Genomic DNA, 17,281 nt, shown 5'->3' with positions numbered 1-17,281 from the left:
TGCATTATGGTTCTACAGCCGCGGGCGCGTCATTCGCTTCGCATTCCGCCGGGCAACCCACAGCTAGCCCCTTACATTTCGCTAGATGTGCATTAGTGGCAACGAAACCGCCGTCGATACTTTAAATAAGACCCAAGCGCCGCGCCTTGACGACGCACTGCGTCCGGCTGGTCGTTTCCGACTTTCGCATCGCGTTCTTGACATGGAAGTTGACGGTGTTCTCGCTCACGTTCAGGATGACTCCGATTTCCCATGATGACTTCCCCTGCTCGATCCATCGCAAACACTGTCTTTCCCGTTCCGACAGCACAACCTCTTGCACATCCGCCATGATTTTCTCCTGGATTCGACAGAACAGGAGAGGCACCAGCAAATGCGATGCCACTCAGTGGCGCCAGCAAACATCGGCGAGGCAAGACACATTCTTCGGCGATTGCCGCGACATTCGCGCGAGGCCGCCATCCCACTGCAGTCCTGTTGATGGGCTTGCGACATGTGTCGCAAACACGACATCAGCATTACGACAATCGTGGCGTCGGTATTGTATCCAACTCTATGTAAGCCGGATTTCACCCTTTCACTAAGCACTCCTCCCCCCAAGGAGTGGGGAATTCTCCCTGGGGCCGTAGGACCAGGCTCGCGAACCCAGGTCATCCATTTGCAAGCAAGGCCCTTCTTTCCAGCCTTTAGGGACCCCAATCAACCCCATAGCGAAAGCTTTGCGTTCGGCGCCACTCCTACGCAATTATGCAAATCTGCGCGCCTCAAAAACACTACCAATGCTAGTCATTGATCGGCATTCCCCCCAAAAAATATGAACGGTGACGTTGGTGCCAATCGAGGATCGGCTTGCAGGGTTTAGGCATGCAGCACCAACCACAAGCCGTTCGGCTTGTTGGCAGGTCGCTTTAGGATCGCATGACGTTTTGACGCTCGCTTCACCCGTCGCGCTACCGGCTTACAGAAGAGTTGCAGAGCCTCGAACACGCCGCGCTCATCCACAGCCGAGTTAGAGCGAATGGGATTGATCGACGTTGAACAACAGGGCGGCCGTGAACTCTTTCGCGCATCTTGGAGCAGGATTATCAATCCGCGCCATGCCTGCATTGACGCTACGTGACATGTTTTCACAACCACCAAGACACTCGCAGGGCTGGCTTAGCTGTTCGCCTTTGGATGTCAGCCGCACGCCGCGGCACGTCGGACGAATAGGGATCTGTCGAGACAATCCTCAAGGAAGCGCATCTGGCAACTTACCACCCGCTCGCCATGTTGTGTTTGGGAACCTCGGAGCCCGCTCGCCACCGGCGGAGCCTGTTCAAACCGGTAACTTGCGCGTGTGACGAACTTCCTGGCTACGCCGGCGCCTCGTCAGCCTCTCGCCTTGGGCTCGATGAATTCAGCGGAGCAACGTGAAGACGTTGAGATAACCAATGGACTCGATTTTATCTGCTTCGATCAGCCCGTCCGCCCAACTTCCTCAGGACATAGCCGCCTCGATGCATAGGTGTATTCAAGGGCCAGCCGACGCGCATGTTCGATGAGATTGACCGCCGCGCTGTGTCCCCCATCGATGTTCTCGTAGTAGAAGTAAGGCTGGCCTAGCGCGGCGAGCTTTGCTGCAGCCTTGCGGCCGTGCGCTGGATGCACTCGGTCGTCCTTGGTGGAGGTCAGAATTAAGGGAGCGGGATAGGTCTTGCCCGCCACCAGCTTTTGGTAGGGCGAGTAGCCTTCGATCCACGCACGCTGCTTGGCGATAGCGGGATCACCATACTCTGCGATCCAGGAGGCGCCCGCGCCAAGGCTGGTGTATCGAAGCATGTCTAGCAGCGGCACCTGGATGATCGCCGCGTTGAAGAGCTCGGGATGTTGGGTGATTGCAGTGCCGACGAGCAGGCCACCCTGGCTGCCGCCTATTACTCCTAGCCGGCGCGGGCTCGTGATCTTGCGGCGGATTAGGTCCTCGGCAACGGCAATGAAATCATCCCATGTCTTCTGCTTCGTTGCCCCTTGGGCGGCTTGATGCCATTGCGGACCAAACTCGCCGCCCCCGCGCAGGTTCCCAACGACATAGGCATTGCCTTGTTCGAGCCAGAGCCGCCCCACCGGCCCCAGATAAGAGGGCAGAAGCGGGACCTGGAACCCGCCATAGCCATGGAGAAGCGTCGGGATCGTGCCGTCAAACCTTGCGTTCTTAGGCCGCACCAGAAAATAGGGAATGGACGTGCCATCACGCGAAGTGGCTTCGAACTGCTCCACAACATGATTGGATGCATCAAAGGCAGCAGGTGTCGTCGTCAATTCATCCAGGCTTTTGTTTTCGGCATCGAAATACCAGATTGACGTTGGCCTGAGGTAGTTCGAGACGGCGAACATCGCCTGGTCCGCTTCATCGGAGGCGGCTGACAGGCTGACATTCGCATGCTCCGGGAGCGGGATCGGCGTGGCCGACCAGGCTCCCTCATCGTACTTGTAGACGAACGCTTTGCTCTGAACGTTCTCGAGGATCGTCAGGATCAACGAGTTCCTCGTGCGAGTGAACCCGCTCAGTGCCTGCCGGGGCCGAGGCTGGAAGACGAGCGATGGTCTGGCGCGCAGCGGATCCTGCTTCCATTCGGCTAGGTCATACGAGATCATCGAGCCGGCCGCGAAGCTGACGTCCTCGAATGGCGTCCAGTCCTCGTCGAGTTTCACAAGCAGGCGGCTGCATGCGACTCCTGCGATCGTAGCCTTCTTCGGCAGATTGAGCTTGATGGGCCCGTCGGAGCAGAAGACCGCATACTCGTGCTCAAAGGAGCTGATCAGGCGGTTGGCACCGGCTGCATGGATATGACCTTCACTGTCACGAAGCACGAAGGGCAGCGCCTGAACATCGGTCGGTTCACCGCGAAAAATCTCACGCGCCTCGGTGAGCGGCTGAGCGCGTTTGAGTTCCTTCACCACGAACGGATAGCCGGCCTGCGTCAAGGTCCCTTCGCCCCAGTCCCGTGCAACAAGGAGTGTGTCACCGTCGACCCAACTGACGCTCTGCTTGCCCTCGGGAAGATGAAAGCCGTCCGGAATGAAGGACGTGGCGAGGCGATCGAACTCACGTATGGACGCGGCGTCCTTACCGCCATCGGAAAGAGAAAGCAGGCAGAGGCGTTCTTCAGGCGGAAGGCAGCGGCTACCTTTAAAGACCCAATTCCTGTTCTCGGCGACAGCCAGCGCATCGATATCGAGGATGATCTGCCATCGCGGGTCCTGGCTGCGATAGCTCTCAAGCGTGGTGCGCCGCCAGATGCCGCGCACATGGTGATCATCTTGCCAAAAATTTTCCAGTCCGTGCCGTCCCAACGAAACGTACGCGATCCGATCCTTGGCCTGCAGGATGCTGAGCGCCTGTTCGTAGAAGCGCCGATAGCGCGGGTCTGACTGGAGCACGCCAAGCGTCTTCTCATTCTCGGCGCGTGCCCAGGCCAGGGCACCCGGCCCTTCGATCTCCTCGAGCCAACGGAACGGGTCATCAGCCGCGGCCGCATTCGTCGGCGCCTGCGAAACGGTCATAGCGGTGAAAGAGGCAATCGAGAGCTATGCGGCAGAGAGCAGAATGTTTTCATGGGCTTGCTCCGGATGAGGTCGAATGTCCGCGTTCACAGGCTTCGCGCGTCAGGCGCAATCGGCGCAAAACAAGCAGCGATCGCGAAGTACAAAGATGGTTTGTGCCAGCTGGCGGCTCATTAGCTGCAAGCTGCGTGCCGGCTGAAGACTCGCGAATTTCAGTCGCTCGAGGCCGCACGGCCGTGTCGCCCCGCCGACATTGGTTGCGAAGCTGACATTGACTGCGTGCCGGCCGGACACCCAGTCAGACAGCCAGCAGTTTCGACATGAACGGGACGGCGATGCACCCGCCGGCCAGCGTAATACTTCCCTGCTGAGAGCTTGCTCGCCGCTGAGCGTTAGCGGTCAGACCTGTCGACCGGCGTCATCAGGACAAAGAACAGCGCGTTGATCAACAGCCAGATCGCGATCAGGCTCAGGGCGGTGTTTATCGCGACCTCCAGATCGTTCACTGCAAGCGTCTGCCGGGCCGGGCGAACTTCGTCGCGGTATTCGCACAGAGGTTCACCAGTGGATATAGTCGTTGCCTGCGGGCTGCTGGTTTGGGAGCACGGCATGCGGCTGGCCCTTCAGCGAGAGCTCAGATGGTGTCGTCACTGTCTTTGCCCTTATGGCGGAGCAGGTCACGATAGCCGCCTCGCATGAGGCGCAATCCCTTCTGGACGAGACGAATGGTCCGGCTGCGCAGATCGTGCGTCTTCCAGCCTCGATCGGGAATGCGCGACTTGCCAAAGAGGCCCTGCCCGATGTTGCGATAGCTGTTGCCTTCCAGCCACCCGTCCACCGCACGCAAAGCGAGGATGTGCCGATGACGGGCCCCGATCGACGGAGCAAGAGGCGGCCGTCCAACGGGACGCCGTTCGAGCGCCAGCCAAAATCGATGTGCAGCCTGCAAACGAGGGTCGAAATTCCGGTCGAGCGGCAAGTCGACTACAACCATTGATCCGCCCGGCGGCAATTCTCTCAGCCAAAGCCGATGCTTCGCTCCTCCGAGCGGCACGATGGCATGCCATCCATCCGGCGCTTCACGAAGCTCGCTGCCTGGCAGGTCGGCGAAATCAAACTCATACGGATTGGACGCCGTCGAGCCGATCGCAGTGCAGACGGTCAGCACGGTCGTGAGCGCCTCGGGCGACCAGAAAACCGCCTGTTTGTCGAACGTCTCGTTCGGATCAGCTGCGAAACGTCAGGCCCCACTTCCGTCGGAAGCGATCCGTTGCACCCGTCCGTTTGCTCCCTAGCAGTGCTCTGAAGTCTTTTTGATACTCGCGATCACGGCGCAGCCACTCCCAGGCTATGTCGGCCGGTTCTCCTTTCCTGACATTGTGGTATGAGCTCTCTGACCTCCAGTTGATACCTGACATCGCACTATTTTCCCCGCAAGCTCTGAATGCACACGCAAGGAAACGGCAGGGTTGTGGCGATTTATGGCTGCGCCTATTCGGATATTCAACATTTGATGCGCTTCCGCGATGGAATGATCAGCTTTTGCGATGACAAAGAACTTACGTCCGCTTTTGATACTGCCAATCTTTCCTTTCGCCGCTCCGGTGCGGGCGATCGGGTCTGCCCCGACGCGCTGACTGGCCAGATGACGCAGCCAACGGATCCGGGTGGCGCCTGGCGAAGAAATAAATTTTGGCACGCAGGCAACGAAGCGAGATCCCATGTGAAGATCGCGATGACGCGACCCCGATATATCGACTTGTAGAGACCAGACGGGCGATACCCGCACCTTTGCTGCACGGTATGAGCAAGCGGTCCATGAAGACAGGCCAATCGCCACCTGCGCTAGCCATAGCGGTAGGTTGGGTGCTGGCTGGTTGAGCCGCTCAGCCCGGAATGCAGGCGGAGCGATCGCCATTGCAACCGGACACGGGATTGAGGCGAGTCGTGGCTCCTTCGTAATACGATTGCAGCGCCCGGAACAACACGTCCAGAGTGACCCGCCCCTTGACCAGCTTCCCCCTGAGCTCGCGAGCGAGTCTCTCGAGCGCATCACAGGCGGCAATCACGGCTGAAGCGTCGGCTTCAGTCGGCTCATTCGCCGCCAGCGCCGGTCCGAGGTGCAGGAGCCAATCGATCGCGGCGACCCGCGCATCATCCCGCCCGATCGACGGAAATAACTCCTCCCAGTGCGCTTCCACCATGCCATGCAGGACGCCCAGGCCGACGGCAAGACCCTCATATCCCTCGACCCGAAACAAGCCATAGGTAGCCCAGGAGGCAACCAGAATGTCTTTTGACCGGTTCGACAGGATGTTGAGCGACAGAGCATTGACCTTGACCCAGTCAACCGCAGCCGGTCCGTCCAGGTCCATGAGCCGAACCTCGGCCTCGAGCCGTTTGAAGACGGCTGTCTGTCGAATATTGTTGCCGGCAGGTCGAGGGCCAGGCACAGGCGCAGCACCGTGGCGCGAGCGCATAGCAATGTTGTCGCGGACCACGATCCAATAATCGATCATGCGGAAAAAGCCACACACGCGTTGAGATGGGGCGCATCATTGCAAAAGTCGATTTCGTGCCAGCTCCAGACAATGAACTGAGAGCCGATGATGTTGTAAGCCACCACTGCCGCTCCTTGCACGGGCGCTGCTGTTGACGTGCCTCAATCAAGGCTCATGCCAATTCCGATAGCTTGATTGTAAACGCCATTTGCTTAATCGGACGTGTCATGGGCCCGACAGCATGTTGCACACCTGACATCAGAGACTGGGGGTCCTTAGGCCGGGGCAGTCATTGGCCCGCGGACCTTGGGCGCAGCTGAACCGCGTCCAGCGCTCCTCCCGATAGCAGGACGAGGTCGATGATTTTTCACCCCGAGCTAGGGTGCTTCGTCGGCGTCGGACCCGAGGCTCGAGGAGCGATCAGACATGATCCCTGCGCCGCGGTGCCGAGACTCACCAATTCTGTGGTTCGGTCAACTATCAACTCTCGTCATTGATCTAGATGACAGCGGCGTGTCACATCGACTGATGAACGTCGGCCGGTCAACAACAGGGAATCGGCATGCAAGATCATTCGCAATCTCTCCTCCCCAACGGCCCTGATCAATCCGCTGACTCCTCACTTGTTGAACTGCTGCGCGCTCAAATCCGTTCCAGCAGCGAACTTTCCTTCCTCATGGAAGCGCACGATGGACTCTCCGCCGCGATTGCTGAGCGCGCAGGCTTCAAGGGTCTCTGGGCGTCGGGCCTGTCGATTGCTTGCTCTCTTGGATACCGCGACGCCAACGAAGCGTCATGGAGTCACCTCGTCGAGGTGGTCGAGCGAATCGTGGACTCAAGCCAACTTCCTGTCCTGGTTGACGGCGACGGCGGCTTCGGAAATTTCAACAATGCTCGCCTGCTGGCGCGCAAGCTCCTGCAGCGTGGCGCTGCCGGGGTCGCACTGGAGGACAGTTGTTTTCCGAAGATGAACTCGTTTGTTGGCGATCGGCATCCCCTCGCCGATATCGACGAATTCTCCGGCCGCTTGCGTGCCGTAAAGGACGCGGTCGCGGACGACTTGGTCCTCGTGGCCAGGATCGAGGCGTTGATCGCCGGGCATGGAATGGACGACGCGATTTTGCGCGCTCACGCTTACGCCGACGCAGGAGCCGACGCGATCCTCATTCACTCGCGAAAAAGTACAGCGGACGAGATATTTTCGTTCGTGAGCGCCTGGCAGAATCGCTTGCCGATCGTGATCGTTCCAACCAAATACTATCGAACACCGGTCTCAGCGTACCGTAATGCCCGCATCTCCACGGTGATCTGGGCCAACCACTCCATGCGAGCTGCAATAGCGGCAATGCGGCAGGTCTGCGGTCGCATCATCGCTGAGGAGAACACTGCCAGCATTGAGCCCAATATTGCGAGGCTCGACGAGGTCTTTGAACTGTTGAGCTACGATGAACTTGCCCGTGCGGAAGCACGATATCTCCAGACTGCTGAATCCCGCCAATAGCTTGTCATTCAGACAACTTGATCCTCAAGGCATGCCGCCATGCAACCGTCCTTCTTTCCGTCAGCTGCACTGCGCTCTTCAACGAGGCGCTTGTTTGCCTTCCTTATACGGGACAGCGCGCTCAAGGCGCGCGACAGATCTCGCGCGGCCACCCTGTGCATTGCTGTCGTATCTCGGCCCGAACTCTTCAACTATCTCAATGGTCACCCAGCTACGAGCAAGAGCTAGAAATTGATTCCTCTTAACCGACGCGAACGATAGTTCGCGTCTTTGGAATTGGAGTCTCGTTTCCAAGGACTCCGCGAGCGCACCCCACACCAGCAACTACAAGCAACATTTTTGAGCGATAGAGAGTGCAAATGTTGGCGCAACGGGCAGTCTTGTTCAACTCGTCGGGCACCGCCGCGGCGACCACTACCGCCAAAGCGGCTTCCGCGAGTGGCAAGGGCATCACTTGGCCGCTGGAGAGATCCGCGGCGAACCAACTGTCTCCGTGGGATGGCGCAATGACTGAGTGAATCGCATCCAGCTGCGCGTTCGCCCGAGGATGCCTATCCTACGAAATTCTACCCGACAAGTTCGAGGCCGACCTGAGGCTACTCTTCCAAGCCTCCAACGCAAAGAAATAGCGGCGCGATATCCCCCGACGGCGAAAGGCGATGAAATGACTACCACCGGCCCAAAAAGAGCCGTCATTCTCGCCGCAGGCTTCGGCTCCCGCCTGCGGCCGCTAACCGACCTGCGCCCGAAGCCGCTGGTCGAAGTAAACGGCACTCCGATCCTTTACAACGCTCTGCGCAATCTGGAGTCCGTCGGCGTGGAAGAGGTAACCATCGTCGTCGGTTACCGGAAGGACGCCATCCAATATGCCTGCGGCAGCCGCTTTGGTGCGCTCAATATTAAATATGTGGAGTCAGCTGCCTTCGACCATACTGGCAGCGCCTATTCCCTGTGGCTGGCGCGTGACGCGCTTCTTTCCGCGGACTGCTTTCTGCTCGAGGGCGACGTTTTCTTCGAGGAGAATGCATTGCGCTACCTGATGATCGGAGAAGCAACCGATGTTGCTGCAGTAGCTCCCTTCGGTGAATTGATGGAAGGGTCGGCAGTTGTGTTATCAGATACCGGCTTTATCTCAGGTTTCCGCATTAAGCAGACCGCAGCGAACCTTATCGCGGATGGCCCAACACTTTTCAAGACGATGAACTTACTTCGGTTCTCGGCACCGACCCTGAAGGAAAAGATAGTTCCAGCGCTAGACGATATTGTCGGGTCCGGAGCTACTCGGGCCTACACGGAGGAGCTTCTTGCCTATCTCGTGGAAAGACGCGGTCTAAGGCTCGCTGCTGCGCGATGCGACAATCTCAGGTGGTACGAAATCGACAGCATCGAAGATCTGCGCATCGCGGAACGCATTTTCGCAGATCGAACGCCTTCAGCTTGATCCCACAGAGGATTTGCGAGCCCGTTCGCTTCTTGCTGCTCGCTATGACCCACAGCGCCTCCATTTCGTACGCCACCATCGAACAAGGCGACGTACGCGGCATCAGCATCTTCATCGGGACGTCGTGGCAGGATTCGCCGGCCGTCTCATTTGAGCAAGAAGTGGGTAAATTGGACAACGAAGATGAGGCCCCAAAGTCAAGTGTTAGCATCGAAATACAACGACCTAAACGAACCAATGTCGCGTTCCGAAACATGATCGCAGCCCACAGGAGCTTGCGCTTTTCGATATCCCTAGCACCGCAAGGTCGCCCGTGCCAGCCGTGCCGCAGCGAACTAGAATCGGGCCGCAGAAACAGGGCAGATCGACAAACCCCTCGCCCTCGCTCACAGCTCCTCTACCTCGTTCCGTTTGTATGTCGGTTCAATCTGGGTGCCGAAAAATGATCGTGCGATCCACGCGACCGTCATCATCCTTGCGGGTGGATTGTCCATTGTCCAAATACCGCCGAATTCATTGCCAGCAGCACTTGGCAACGAGCCGAAAACGGCCCCGCACTTGTAACTAACATGCTGCACCATGTTCTCCGCCGCCGCTTTCAAGAAAGGCACAGATGATCCCCGACGCAGAACTTCGAGGACTTGCCTACATTACCTGCTCCAGCTTGTTGATCGTTGTGATGTCTTCGATCATTAAGATCGTCACGCTCACAATCCCGCCTTTGGAGGTGTCCGTTCTGCGTAGCTTGCTATCCATTCCCTTCTTTCTGTTTGTTCTGCCGAGAAGCGAAACATTCAATCTTCGCTTCTTCTTGACCAAGGAGCATTTTCTCAGATCGCTGTTTGGATATTCGAGCTTTGTAACGCTTGTTCTTTGTATATCAACGCTTCCGCTGGCGGCGGTTTCCGCCATCTTTTATACGACCCCCATCTGGTCGTTTCTGTTATCCGTTTTCGTTCTGAAGGAACGGCAAGGCGTCACGCCAATTATCGGGCTGACCTTTGGCTTGCTGGGCATGCTTGCCATAATCCAACCGAGCGCCATCAACATGAGCATCTGGATTGTTATCGGCCTACTTGGCGCGGCCCTCGGCAGCTTGACCGTGATGATGATCAGGCGCATTTCTGGCACCGAGGCCCCTGAACGGATAGCGTTAAGTTTTATGCTCTGGAGCTCTGCGATGGGCCTGCCATTGGCAATTCCTCGATGGGTTTGGCCAACGTGGGACGTCTGGCCTTCGCTGTTCCTTATCGGGACTTTGGGGATGCTAGCGCAGGTGGCGCTAACAAGAGGCTACACTCTGGCGCGCTTGGTCGCTGGCGCTCCATTCGACTTCATTCGCCTGCCCGCAAGCTTGACAGTTGGTTGGATTTGCTTTGCCGAGTTTCCTACGCCGCTGATGTGGCTTGGTGTTGTTCTTGTTCTACTTGGTTCGTCGATTGCACTGGCTGAGAGGTATTTCGACAGTTGAGTATCAGCGCAATATCGAGCCCGCAAGAGGACCGCCCAAGACAACTTAAAGAACCGCAGCCTGATCGGCTACAATCAACCGGCTGAGGACTCCAAATGGACGAATGTGAAAGGCAGACGCAGTTCATCATCCTGGACACGAACTGGCTCACGCTGGCTTCCAATTCAGATCCAGATTTCAGCGGCGCCAAGGATGACATTGAAGGCGCAACGAGTTTTTAAGACGCGATAGGCATCGCTGAGAGCACTACGTAGGCGGAATCGATTGATCAAGCCGTGACGCTGCTCGTGCGGGCGGTCAGTATTCAATGCCCCGGCGCTCGATCGGACGCACTGTCCACCGTTCAGGAACGATATAAAGCCACTCCACTCGATGGATCGATTCCGCTTAGAACTTCGAGCGCCAACACTGGATACTCTTCATGGTCACCCATACGAATTTTGGCAGGCCACCGTTGACGGCGCAACGCCGCGATTCCGAATTCGACCCTAATCCCTCGCCGAAGGTTCATTGAACACGAGAGGTCTTAACGTCGCCCGCGCGCCAGCAACGCGCCGATCAACCACGCCCGATGCAGCCCGATGACCTCGACGGACGTATTTGACTAGGCGAGCGCGTGCGTCCCCAGGGACCCTCTGCTATCAACGAGCGAGCCCGATTGTGTGGGCGATAGCACTGCTGCCGCGTCGCATTCTATACCGCCACACACGTTTGCGGCGCGGTCAACCACCAATGTTGGTTATTGATCTAGATGACAGGTATATGCGAATTGTTGCTGTGATCACGAGCTGGTCAAAACGTCACCAGCAAGGAATTCGGCATGCAACGTCAACTGCAATCAGTTCTCGCTAAGAAGCCTGATCAATGTGCCGACACGCCACCCGCTCCAGTCTGCTCCAACCGGGACCTCTCCTTCCTAATGGGCTCGTATGATGCACTCTCCGGCACGGTCGCCGAGCACGCTCGGGGGAGTCTCCGGACATCGGGCCCGTCGCTTGCCTGCTCTTCGGGTTACCGCAATGCCAACGACGCTTCATGGAGAGAACTCGTCGACCCAGTCAAGCGCATCATGGACTCGACCGCACTGCCCGTGCTCGTCGTTGGCGATAGCAGCTTCGGAAGGCTGAACAATGCGCGCCGGGCACGCAAACTTAGTCGAGTAACGCTGTCAGCGTCGCGCTGGGCGACAACCGACTGCCACGGATTGCTTCGCTTGTTCGCGAGCATCATCACCTAGCCAACACCGATGAATTCTCCAGCCGGCTGCGGGCAGCCCGCGGCATCGATCTCAAACAGGGCCGCATTCAATCGGAACAAGGCATTATTGGCATTCAGGGAGGCGGCGCCAAATCTCGACGAACTCTTCAGCCTAATCGCTTACAACGAGTTTACCCAAGTCGAGCAGCCGAAGCAGATCGCGTAGCGTCGGGCCATACGGTTCGGGCCACCTCACAAACTCAACAATCAGCGCAGGAGAAGCGCACATGTTGGCGGAACGGATTTCTTTGCTTTCAGGTTCGGGCACTGCGGCGGCCCGTGAGGCGGTCAATGTCGCCGCCGCGAGCGGTCGTCGGATCATTGATCTGGCAGCCGGCGAAGTCATCATCAAGCCTCCATCATCGGTGCGCGAAGGAGCGATTGCCGCCATCAACGCCGGGACGAACCGCTATACTGATTCTATCGGCCTGCCGCCGCTTCGCAAGGCCATCGCCGAAAAGCTGTCGGTAGCAACAGGGATGGGCTGGGATACCGGTGACATCGTTATCACTGCGGGTGCAAAGCAAGGCCTGCTCGACGCCGCCTTTGCCGTGCTCAATCTGGGTGATGAGGTCATCGTCATTCGTCCTTGCTGGCCAACATTTCCGTCCCAGGTTCTTCTCGCCGGCGCGACGCCCGTGTTCGTCGATGCTCGCCCCCCGACATATATTCCCGACATCGACGCTATTCGCGCCGCTGTCACGCCGCGTACGAAGGCGATTATCATCAATTCGCCGAACAATCCTACCGGCGCGGTCTACGATCGATCGATTCTTCAAGCGATCGGCGATCTTGCAATCGATTATCAGCTCTGGATCGTTTCCGACGAGTGCTACGCTAGCTTCGTATTCACCGCTGCGCGCCATGAATCGATCGTCATGGCGCATCCAGACGTACGTTCCAGGACGATCCTAGTCAACGCCTTCTCCAAGGAGCTGGCGATCACTGGATGGCGCTTGGGGTATTTCGCAGCCCCGTCAGAGATCGTTTCCGCTGCAAAGAAGCTGCAGAGCCATACGACCTCGAATGCTAATGTGATCGCGCAGTACGCGATCCTACACCACCTTCAAGTCGACGACGGCACCTTTGAGCAGGAGATGCATCAGCGCCTGTCCCAGGCTCGCAACACTGGTCTTCTCATTCTGTCGGGTTTGCACGACGTGACCATCCCTGACGCAAAAGGCTCATTCTTCTTCTATCTTGATCTGAGTAGGCTTATCTCCGCTCTGCCGGCTGGAAGTCCCGTGCGATCCAACGACGATATCGCGCAATTGCTCCTGGAGAAAGCCGACGTAGGTTCCGTTACCGGCAGTATATTTGGCGACGCGAACGGCCTGCGTCTGTCCTTTGGTATTCCACCAGACTTGATGGCGACGGGATTGAGACGCGTCGTCGAGACCCTGAACAGCCTGAAAACCAAGCGAGCAGCGGCCTGAACCTGCCCAGAAGCGGATTTTCAAGATGCTCAATGCCACATTGGCCGCCAACCTTGCCGCGGAGAGTGACTTAAGGCGGCGCCTCTTCACTGAATTCGTTCCGTTTCCGCTGGTAGAGGCGAGCGGAATCCCGATGCTACACAATGCCCAGCATCAGCTCTGCCAGCCCGGGATATACGAAGCAACTGTCGTTGTTGGCACTCGCGAGGAAGCCATCGATCATTCCTGCGGTCAGCTGCCCGATGATGTCGACATCGAATATGTCCACAATCCATCTTTCGATCGCAACAGAAGTTTCCTGCGGGTTGCGCGAAATACGATTCCTTCCCGCGACGCCGTCTTTCTGGAACGTCATGTGTTCTTCGAGCGCGGGCCCCTCGACAGAACCCGTCGAACAATTTCTGCTACCGAGCACAGTGTGGCAGGTGTGGCGGCGTTCAACGCATCACTGAGCAGTTCGGCCAGCGAGTTGGTTGATCATGGTTCTGCCGCTATGGTCGTCATGAACCAACTACCCGCCGTGGTACACGCCAGAGGTCTCTTTGAAAAGATCGACCTAATACGCTTTCACACAGAGCCATTGCGTGAAGAGCTAGTGCCGACACTGCACCGGCGGCGTATCCTCGCGATGCTTGTCGCGCCTCGAGAGCTGCAGTTTTCAGCGGCGGATGGCAGCGATATCTGCTGGGGATCGATAGCGAAGATGATTTGGCGCTGGCGGTGGAGACTTTCGCACTGCCGATGGGCTGCGGAGGTTCCACGGCAGCCTCTACGCTAGCAGCAGGAGCAGGGCAATGATTGGGTATCTGCGCGACTATGCAAATGCCATCACGGCAGTCGGCTATCTGTTTGCTGTCGTTGGGCTGTTCCTGGCCTTCAATGGTCACATCGAGCTCGGCGTTGCAGCTATGCTCTGGACCTGGCTTCTGGACCATTGGGACGGACATGTGGCGCGCAAGACGAGCCACCTCCGTCGTCCGGGAGTTGCAGAGTTCGGAAAAAGCTTTGATGGCTTTGCCGATTTCATCCATGGTGTCGTTTTCCCCGCCGCGATCATCATTCTGCTCGGCCATGGCTCGGTGCTTTCCCTGGTCTCGAGTCTGCTTCTGGTGTTGGCAGGTGCGATCCGACTTAGCCATTTCGAGAATGTTGGCCTTACGGCTAACGTCCGGTTCGAGGGAATTCCGGTTTCCTATGACACGCCACTTGTCGCGATACTGATCCTCATACGCGCGTTTGTTCCCAACACAATATTTCCCGACCTAGTCGCGATCGCATTCATCCTATTGGCAGTGCTTCACCTGAACACTGCGATCAAGGTTCCACCAATTCGGGGAAGAGCGGTGCCGGTCGCGACAGGCTTTGCCATCATCGCCTCAATCGCCTTGGCCCTGCTCATCAAGCCCGCCCTACCGCGGCACGGATAGCAACTAAACTGCCACCAACATTTGCCTTGGGGAAGTTATTATGGATGAGATGGCGCTCTCAAACCTCGGCTCAAGAACAGCTGCAGATAGAGCGATCTCCGCTGACGGTGTAATCCGGCTCGCACTAAATCATCCGCCTCCGGTTCCAGATGTCTTCAATCCGATAGTCTCTGAGGCCATGAACCGCGTTTTGGCCACGACTCCACCGGCCGAACTGATGGCGACACATCGCTGGATGGGCACCGAAAAGGACAGGCAGCTAGGTGCGGTTTTCGTGGCCCGGCGCCTTGGCGATCGCCCAGATCCAGATAGAATAATCATTACTCACAGCACTCAAGCCGCAGTTCATATGCTTCTTCCAACTGTCGTTGGCGAGGTACGACCGCTTGCTGTCGAACAGATGAGCTATCCGCCAATTCGCTCATTCGCAGCCCGTTATGGCATTCGAGTCGTGGACGTCGCAATCGACGGGCACGGCCTCAACCCCAATGCATTCGAACAGGTTTGTCGAAGAGACAGACCGGCCGCACTGTATCTGCTGTCGACATTTCAGAATCCGACTACGGTCACCATGTCTGTCGGCAGGCGGAAAGAGATTGCTGCGATCGCACGCCGGCACCAAGTCCAAATTATCGAGGATGATATCTATAGCTTGCTGGCGGCGTCATCGCTTCCACCCATCTCAGCTTTCGTGCCGGAGCTTTCCTGGTATTTACTCGGGACGGCAAAGAGCTTTTCAGCGGGCCTAAAGCTGGCATTCGTTGTCGCGCCCAATGGAGCTGACGCCGCGCAAGCTTTTTGGCCCGGCATTCGGGCAACGTACTGGATGGCGTCCCCGGTGAGCGCAGCCCTCATGGCTGAACTGATTTCGAGTGGTGACGACCTGAAAATCCTTGACGCCGTCAAAATCGAACTTGCAGCGCGTCATCATCTGGTCGTAAACGGCCTCAGTGGGAAATGGCTCGCCAGTGACCCGGGCTGCCTTCACGTTTGGATACCGCTAAAAGGCGTATCGAGCAACCGAACCGCCGCTGCGCTTCTTAGAGACGGTGTTCAGGTCGCAGACAGTGCCTCCTATGCCCGCGACGGCTGGATACCACCAGAAGCAATAAGAATTGGCATCGGGAATCCCGAGTCTCGCTCAGTCCTCCGAGAAGCTATTTCGAGAATAAGACGCGCTCTCCCCTAGGGCGTTGACAGTTGGTGGCAAGGAGGAAAGAAAATGATGTTGGTACCAAAAGCCGGCGTCTTACGGGACAGAGTGGCGAATTTGAACGCAGAGGCTCGCCTCATTTCTTTGGAAGATGGCGAGCAATTGAGGCAAAGTGTGCTGCGGCCCGGAGAAAAGAACTGGCGCTTCCCGTTTTTCCCAAGATCTGATTTCTTTCACATGGGGGCCTTCTACGCCAACCGCCTCGTTTCGGTCGTGTCGTTCTTGGTAGAATCAACAGGCAACGCCTCGATAGGACGCGGTGAAAGCTGGCGGCTTCGCGGCATGGCTACCACACTCGAAATGCAGAACCACGGTGTTGGTGGGCAGTTGCTCGAACAAGGGCTCGCAGAAGTCGAGAGGAGGAACGGTGCCCTCGTCTGGTGCCATGGCAGAACGTCTGCCGGCCGGTTCTATCAGAATCACGGCCTCCAACGCGTTGGGGAGACCTTCGAGATACCGGGGACCGGTCTACATGCTCTTTACACCAAGCAGCTTGAACCAATCGATTTTGGCTACGAGTTTTGCCCCAAATCGCGGAGCGCATGAAAAACAAGTGCGCGTTAGTCCCGCTTCTTTCTTCGTTTCCGTACAATTGAGGCCAATAGCTGTGACGAGGTTCGAGAGATGGCTCACATTTCGACGGGAAGTAGTGAAGCGCCTGAAAATTGGACGATCTATACAGGCGCTGCCGCTCACTATCAGGCCACGAGACCGGACTATCCGAATGCCGCAGCGAATTGGATCTTGAACGCCCTTCCGCAATCGCAAGAATCCAAACTCGTCGTTGATGTCGGCTGCGGTACCGGCATATTCACCCGCCGCATCGCAGCTGCTCTTCAGCGATCCGATAGCATAATGGGGATCGAACCGAATGACGATATGCGGTTTCAAGCGATGCGCGCATCGGCACTGCATCCGAATATTGAATTCGTATGCGGCTGTTCTGAAGCTCTCCCAGTTAGCAATAACGCAGCTGTTCTGGTGACCGCTGCATCATCAGCTCATTGGTTTGACCTGCCAACGTTCTATGACGAAGTCGCGAGAGTACTCTTCTCGGACGGCGTCATTGCAATAGTGCAGAACAAACGGCGTTGGTGGGACAGTCAATTCCTCGATGCTTATGAAGCGTTTCACGAGAGGTTTGTACCAGGCTACCGTAGGGGCACGTTTCCTGATCGGTTTGGCGGCTTTGTGGAGGAAACATTTGCATCAGATCTGGCGCGACACAGCGATTTCCAGGGTGTTCGCCAGGCATCCTGGAAGTGGAACAGGACTCTCTCGAAATCAGACTTTGAATCTTTAAGCCTCTCTACCAGCCACACAAGGAGAGCCCTTGCGAACAGCGGTGAAGACGTGGTGATGAAGGCAATGCGCGATATTCTCGACCTCTTTGCCAGCACGGAGGCGCGGCTAGATGTCCCATATGTCACCGAGGTCACGTTAGCCAAGCGCTTGCCACATTGATCCATGCATGCGCCTTGGAGCCTG

At 57.3% G+C, this 17,281-nt stretch carries 15 protein-coding genes; 10 read left to right on the top strand and 5 right to left on the bottom strand.

Annotation, left to right across the window (positions count from 1 at the left end; translation table 11 throughout):
- Positions 1-121 precede the first annotated feature (121 nt).
- The 4 genes from GGD67_RS14310 to GGD67_RS40160 form a co-directional block, all read right to left on the bottom strand.
- Positions 122-331, bottom strand: a complete 210-nt coding sequence (locus GGD67_RS14310; protein ID WP_179733629.1) for a response regulator transcription factor — start codon at positions 329-331, stop codon at positions 122-124.
- 1,127 nt (positions 332-1,458) lie between these two features.
- Positions 1,459-3,546 carry a prolyl oligopeptidase family protein gene (locus GGD67_RS14305; RefSeq protein WP_179733627.1) on the bottom strand — a complete coding sequence of 696 codons (2,088 nt, stop codon included), beginning with the start codon at positions 3,544-3,546 and terminating at the stop codon, positions 1,459-1,461.
- A gap of 634 nt (positions 3,547-4,180) precedes the next feature.
- A complete protein-coding gene (locus GGD67_RS14300; protein ID WP_179733624.1) occupies positions 4,181-4,714 on the bottom strand; it encodes a DUF2285 domain-containing protein in 534 nt (177 codons plus the stop codon).
- A 58-nt stretch (positions 4,715-4,772) separates the two neighbouring features.
- Positions 4,773-4,964 (bottom strand): transcriptional regulator domain-containing protein, encoded by a 192-nt coding sequence (locus tag GGD67_RS40160; protein ID WP_409411356.1) that lies wholly within the window; start codon positions 4,962-4,964, stop codon positions 4,773-4,775.
- A gap of 26 nt (positions 4,965-4,990) precedes the next feature.
- Here GGD67_RS40160 and GGD67_RS14295 point away from each other — a divergent pair, with 26 nt between their 5' ends.
- On the top strand, positions 4,991-5,311 hold the full coding sequence (locus GGD67_RS14295; protein ID WP_179733622.1) for a hypothetical protein: 321 nt from the start codon (positions 4,991-4,993) through the stop codon (positions 5,309-5,311).
- Positions 5,312-5,432: 121 nt separating this feature from the next.
- Here GGD67_RS14295 and GGD67_RS14290 read toward each other — a convergent pair whose 3' ends face one another.
- Positions 5,433-6,065, bottom strand: coding sequence for a type VI secretion system ImpA family N-terminal domain-containing protein (locus GGD67_RS14290; protein WP_179733620.1), 633 nt, complete (start codon positions 6,063-6,065; stop codon positions 5,433-5,435).
- Positions 6,066-6,678: 613 nt separating this feature from the next.
- Between GGD67_RS14290 and aepX the strand changes: the two genes are divergently transcribed.
- From aepX to GGD67_RS14240, 9 genes are all read left to right on the top strand, one after another.
- Complete coding sequence (gene aepX, locus GGD67_RS14285; RefSeq protein ID WP_246790813.1) at positions 6,679-7,548, top strand: phosphoenolpyruvate mutase; 870 nt, start codon at positions 6,679-6,681, stop codon at positions 7,546-7,548.
- A gap of 664 nt (positions 7,549-8,212) precedes the next feature.
- Positions 8,213-8,989, top strand: coding sequence for a phosphocholine cytidylyltransferase family protein (locus tag GGD67_RS14280; protein WP_179733615.1), 777 nt, complete (start codon positions 8,213-8,215; stop codon positions 8,987-8,989).
- 613 nt (positions 8,990-9,602) lie between these two features.
- On the top strand, positions 9,603-10,460 hold the full coding sequence (locus tag GGD67_RS14275; protein ID WP_179733614.1) for a DMT family transporter: 858 nt from the start codon (positions 9,603-9,605) through the stop codon (positions 10,458-10,460).
- A gap of 1,484 nt (positions 10,461-11,944) precedes the next feature.
- On the top strand, positions 11,945-13,153 hold the full coding sequence (locus tag GGD67_RS14265; RefSeq protein WP_179733610.1) for a pyridoxal phosphate-dependent aminotransferase: 1,209 nt from the start codon (positions 11,945-11,947) through the stop codon (positions 13,151-13,153).
- Positions 13,154-13,178: 25 nt separating this feature from the next.
- Positions 13,179-13,931, top strand: coding sequence for a phosphocholine cytidylyltransferase family protein (locus GGD67_RS14260; protein ID WP_179733608.1), 753 nt, complete (start codon positions 13,179-13,181; stop codon positions 13,929-13,931).
- A 16-nt stretch (positions 13,932-13,947) separates the two neighbouring features.
- Positions 13,948-14,580: a CDP-alcohol phosphatidyltransferase family protein gene (locus tag GGD67_RS14255; RefSeq protein WP_179733605.1), complete on the top strand. Its 633-nt coding sequence runs from the start codon at positions 13,948-13,950 to the stop codon at positions 14,578-14,580.
- Positions 14,581-14,620: 40 nt separating this feature from the next.
- Positions 14,621-15,769, top strand: coding sequence for a PLP-dependent aminotransferase family protein (locus GGD67_RS14250; protein WP_179733604.1), 1,149 nt, complete (start codon positions 14,621-14,623; stop codon positions 15,767-15,769).
- A gap of 33 nt (positions 15,770-15,802) precedes the next feature.
- A complete protein-coding gene (locus tag GGD67_RS14245; RefSeq protein ID WP_179733602.1) occupies positions 15,803-16,339 on the top strand; it encodes a GNAT family N-acetyltransferase in 537 nt (178 codons plus the stop codon).
- A gap of 78 nt (positions 16,340-16,417) precedes the next feature.
- The gene (locus GGD67_RS14240; RefSeq protein ID WP_179733600.1) at positions 16,418-17,257 is read left to right on the top strand and encodes a class I SAM-dependent methyltransferase; all 840 of its coding nucleotides are present in this window, start codon (positions 16,418-16,420) and stop codon (positions 17,255-17,257) included.
- The last annotated feature ends 24 nt before the right edge of the window (positions 17,258-17,281 follow it).

This window comes from Bradyrhizobium sp. IAR9 (assembly GCF_013408065.1).
Classification (GTDB): Bacteria; Pseudomonadota; Alphaproteobacteria; order Rhizobiales; family Xanthobacteraceae; genus Bradyrhizobium.
The sequence above is the reverse complement of the archived record's forward strand: the minus strand, read 5'-3'. Positions and strand labels throughout refer to the sequence as shown.

What these genes read in the sequence shown, in the direction of transcription:
- GGD67_RS14265 (WP_179733610.1), top strand. Translation starts at nt 11,945, where the DNA reads ATGTTGGCGGAACGGATTTCTTTGCTTTCAGGTTCGGGCACTGCGGCG.
- GGD67_RS14255 (WP_179733605.1), top strand. Translation starts at nt 13,948, where the DNA reads ATGATTGGGTATCTGCGCGACTATGCAAATGCCATCACGGCAGTCGGC.
- GGD67_RS14310 (WP_179733629.1), bottom strand. Translation starts at nt 331, where the DNA reads ATGGCGGATGTGCAAGAGGTTGTGCTGTCGGAACGGGAAAGACAGTGT.
- GGD67_RS14250 (WP_179733604.1), top strand. Translation starts at nt 14,621, where the DNA reads ATGGATGAGATGGCGCTCTCAAACCTCGGCTCAAGAACAGCTGCAGAT.
- GGD67_RS14260 (WP_179733608.1), top strand. Translation starts at nt 13,179, where the DNA reads ATGCTCAATGCCACATTGGCCGCCAACCTTGCCGCGGAGAGTGACTTA.
- GGD67_RS14275 (WP_179733614.1), top strand. Translation starts at nt 9,603, where the DNA reads ATGATCCCCGACGCAGAACTTCGAGGACTTGCCTACATTACCTGCTCC.
- GGD67_RS14305 (WP_179733627.1), bottom strand. Translation starts at nt 3,546, where the DNA reads ATGACCGTTTCGCAGGCGCCGACGAATGCGGCCGCGGCTGATGACCCG.
- GGD67_RS40160 (WP_409411356.1), bottom strand. Translation starts at nt 4,964, where the DNA reads ATGTCAGGTATCAACTGGAGGTCAGAGAGCTCATACCACAATGTCAGG.
- GGD67_RS14245 (WP_179733602.1), top strand. Translation starts at nt 15,803, where the DNA reads ATGATGTTGGTACCAAAAGCCGGCGTCTTACGGGACAGAGTGGCGAAT.
- GGD67_RS14290 (WP_179733620.1), bottom strand. Translation starts at nt 6,065, where the DNA reads ATGATCGATTATTGGATCGTGGTCCGCGACAACATTGCTATGCGCTCG.
- GGD67_RS14240 (WP_179733600.1), top strand. Translation starts at nt 16,418, where the DNA reads ATGGCTCACATTTCGACGGGAAGTAGTGAAGCGCCTGAAAATTGGACG.
- GGD67_RS14280 (WP_179733615.1), top strand. Translation starts at nt 8,213, where the DNA reads ATGACTACCACCGGCCCAAAAAGAGCCGTCATTCTCGCCGCAGGCTTC.
- GGD67_RS14295 (WP_179733622.1), top strand. Translation starts at nt 4,991, where the DNA reads ATGCACACGCAAGGAAACGGCAGGGTTGTGGCGATTTATGGCTGCGCC.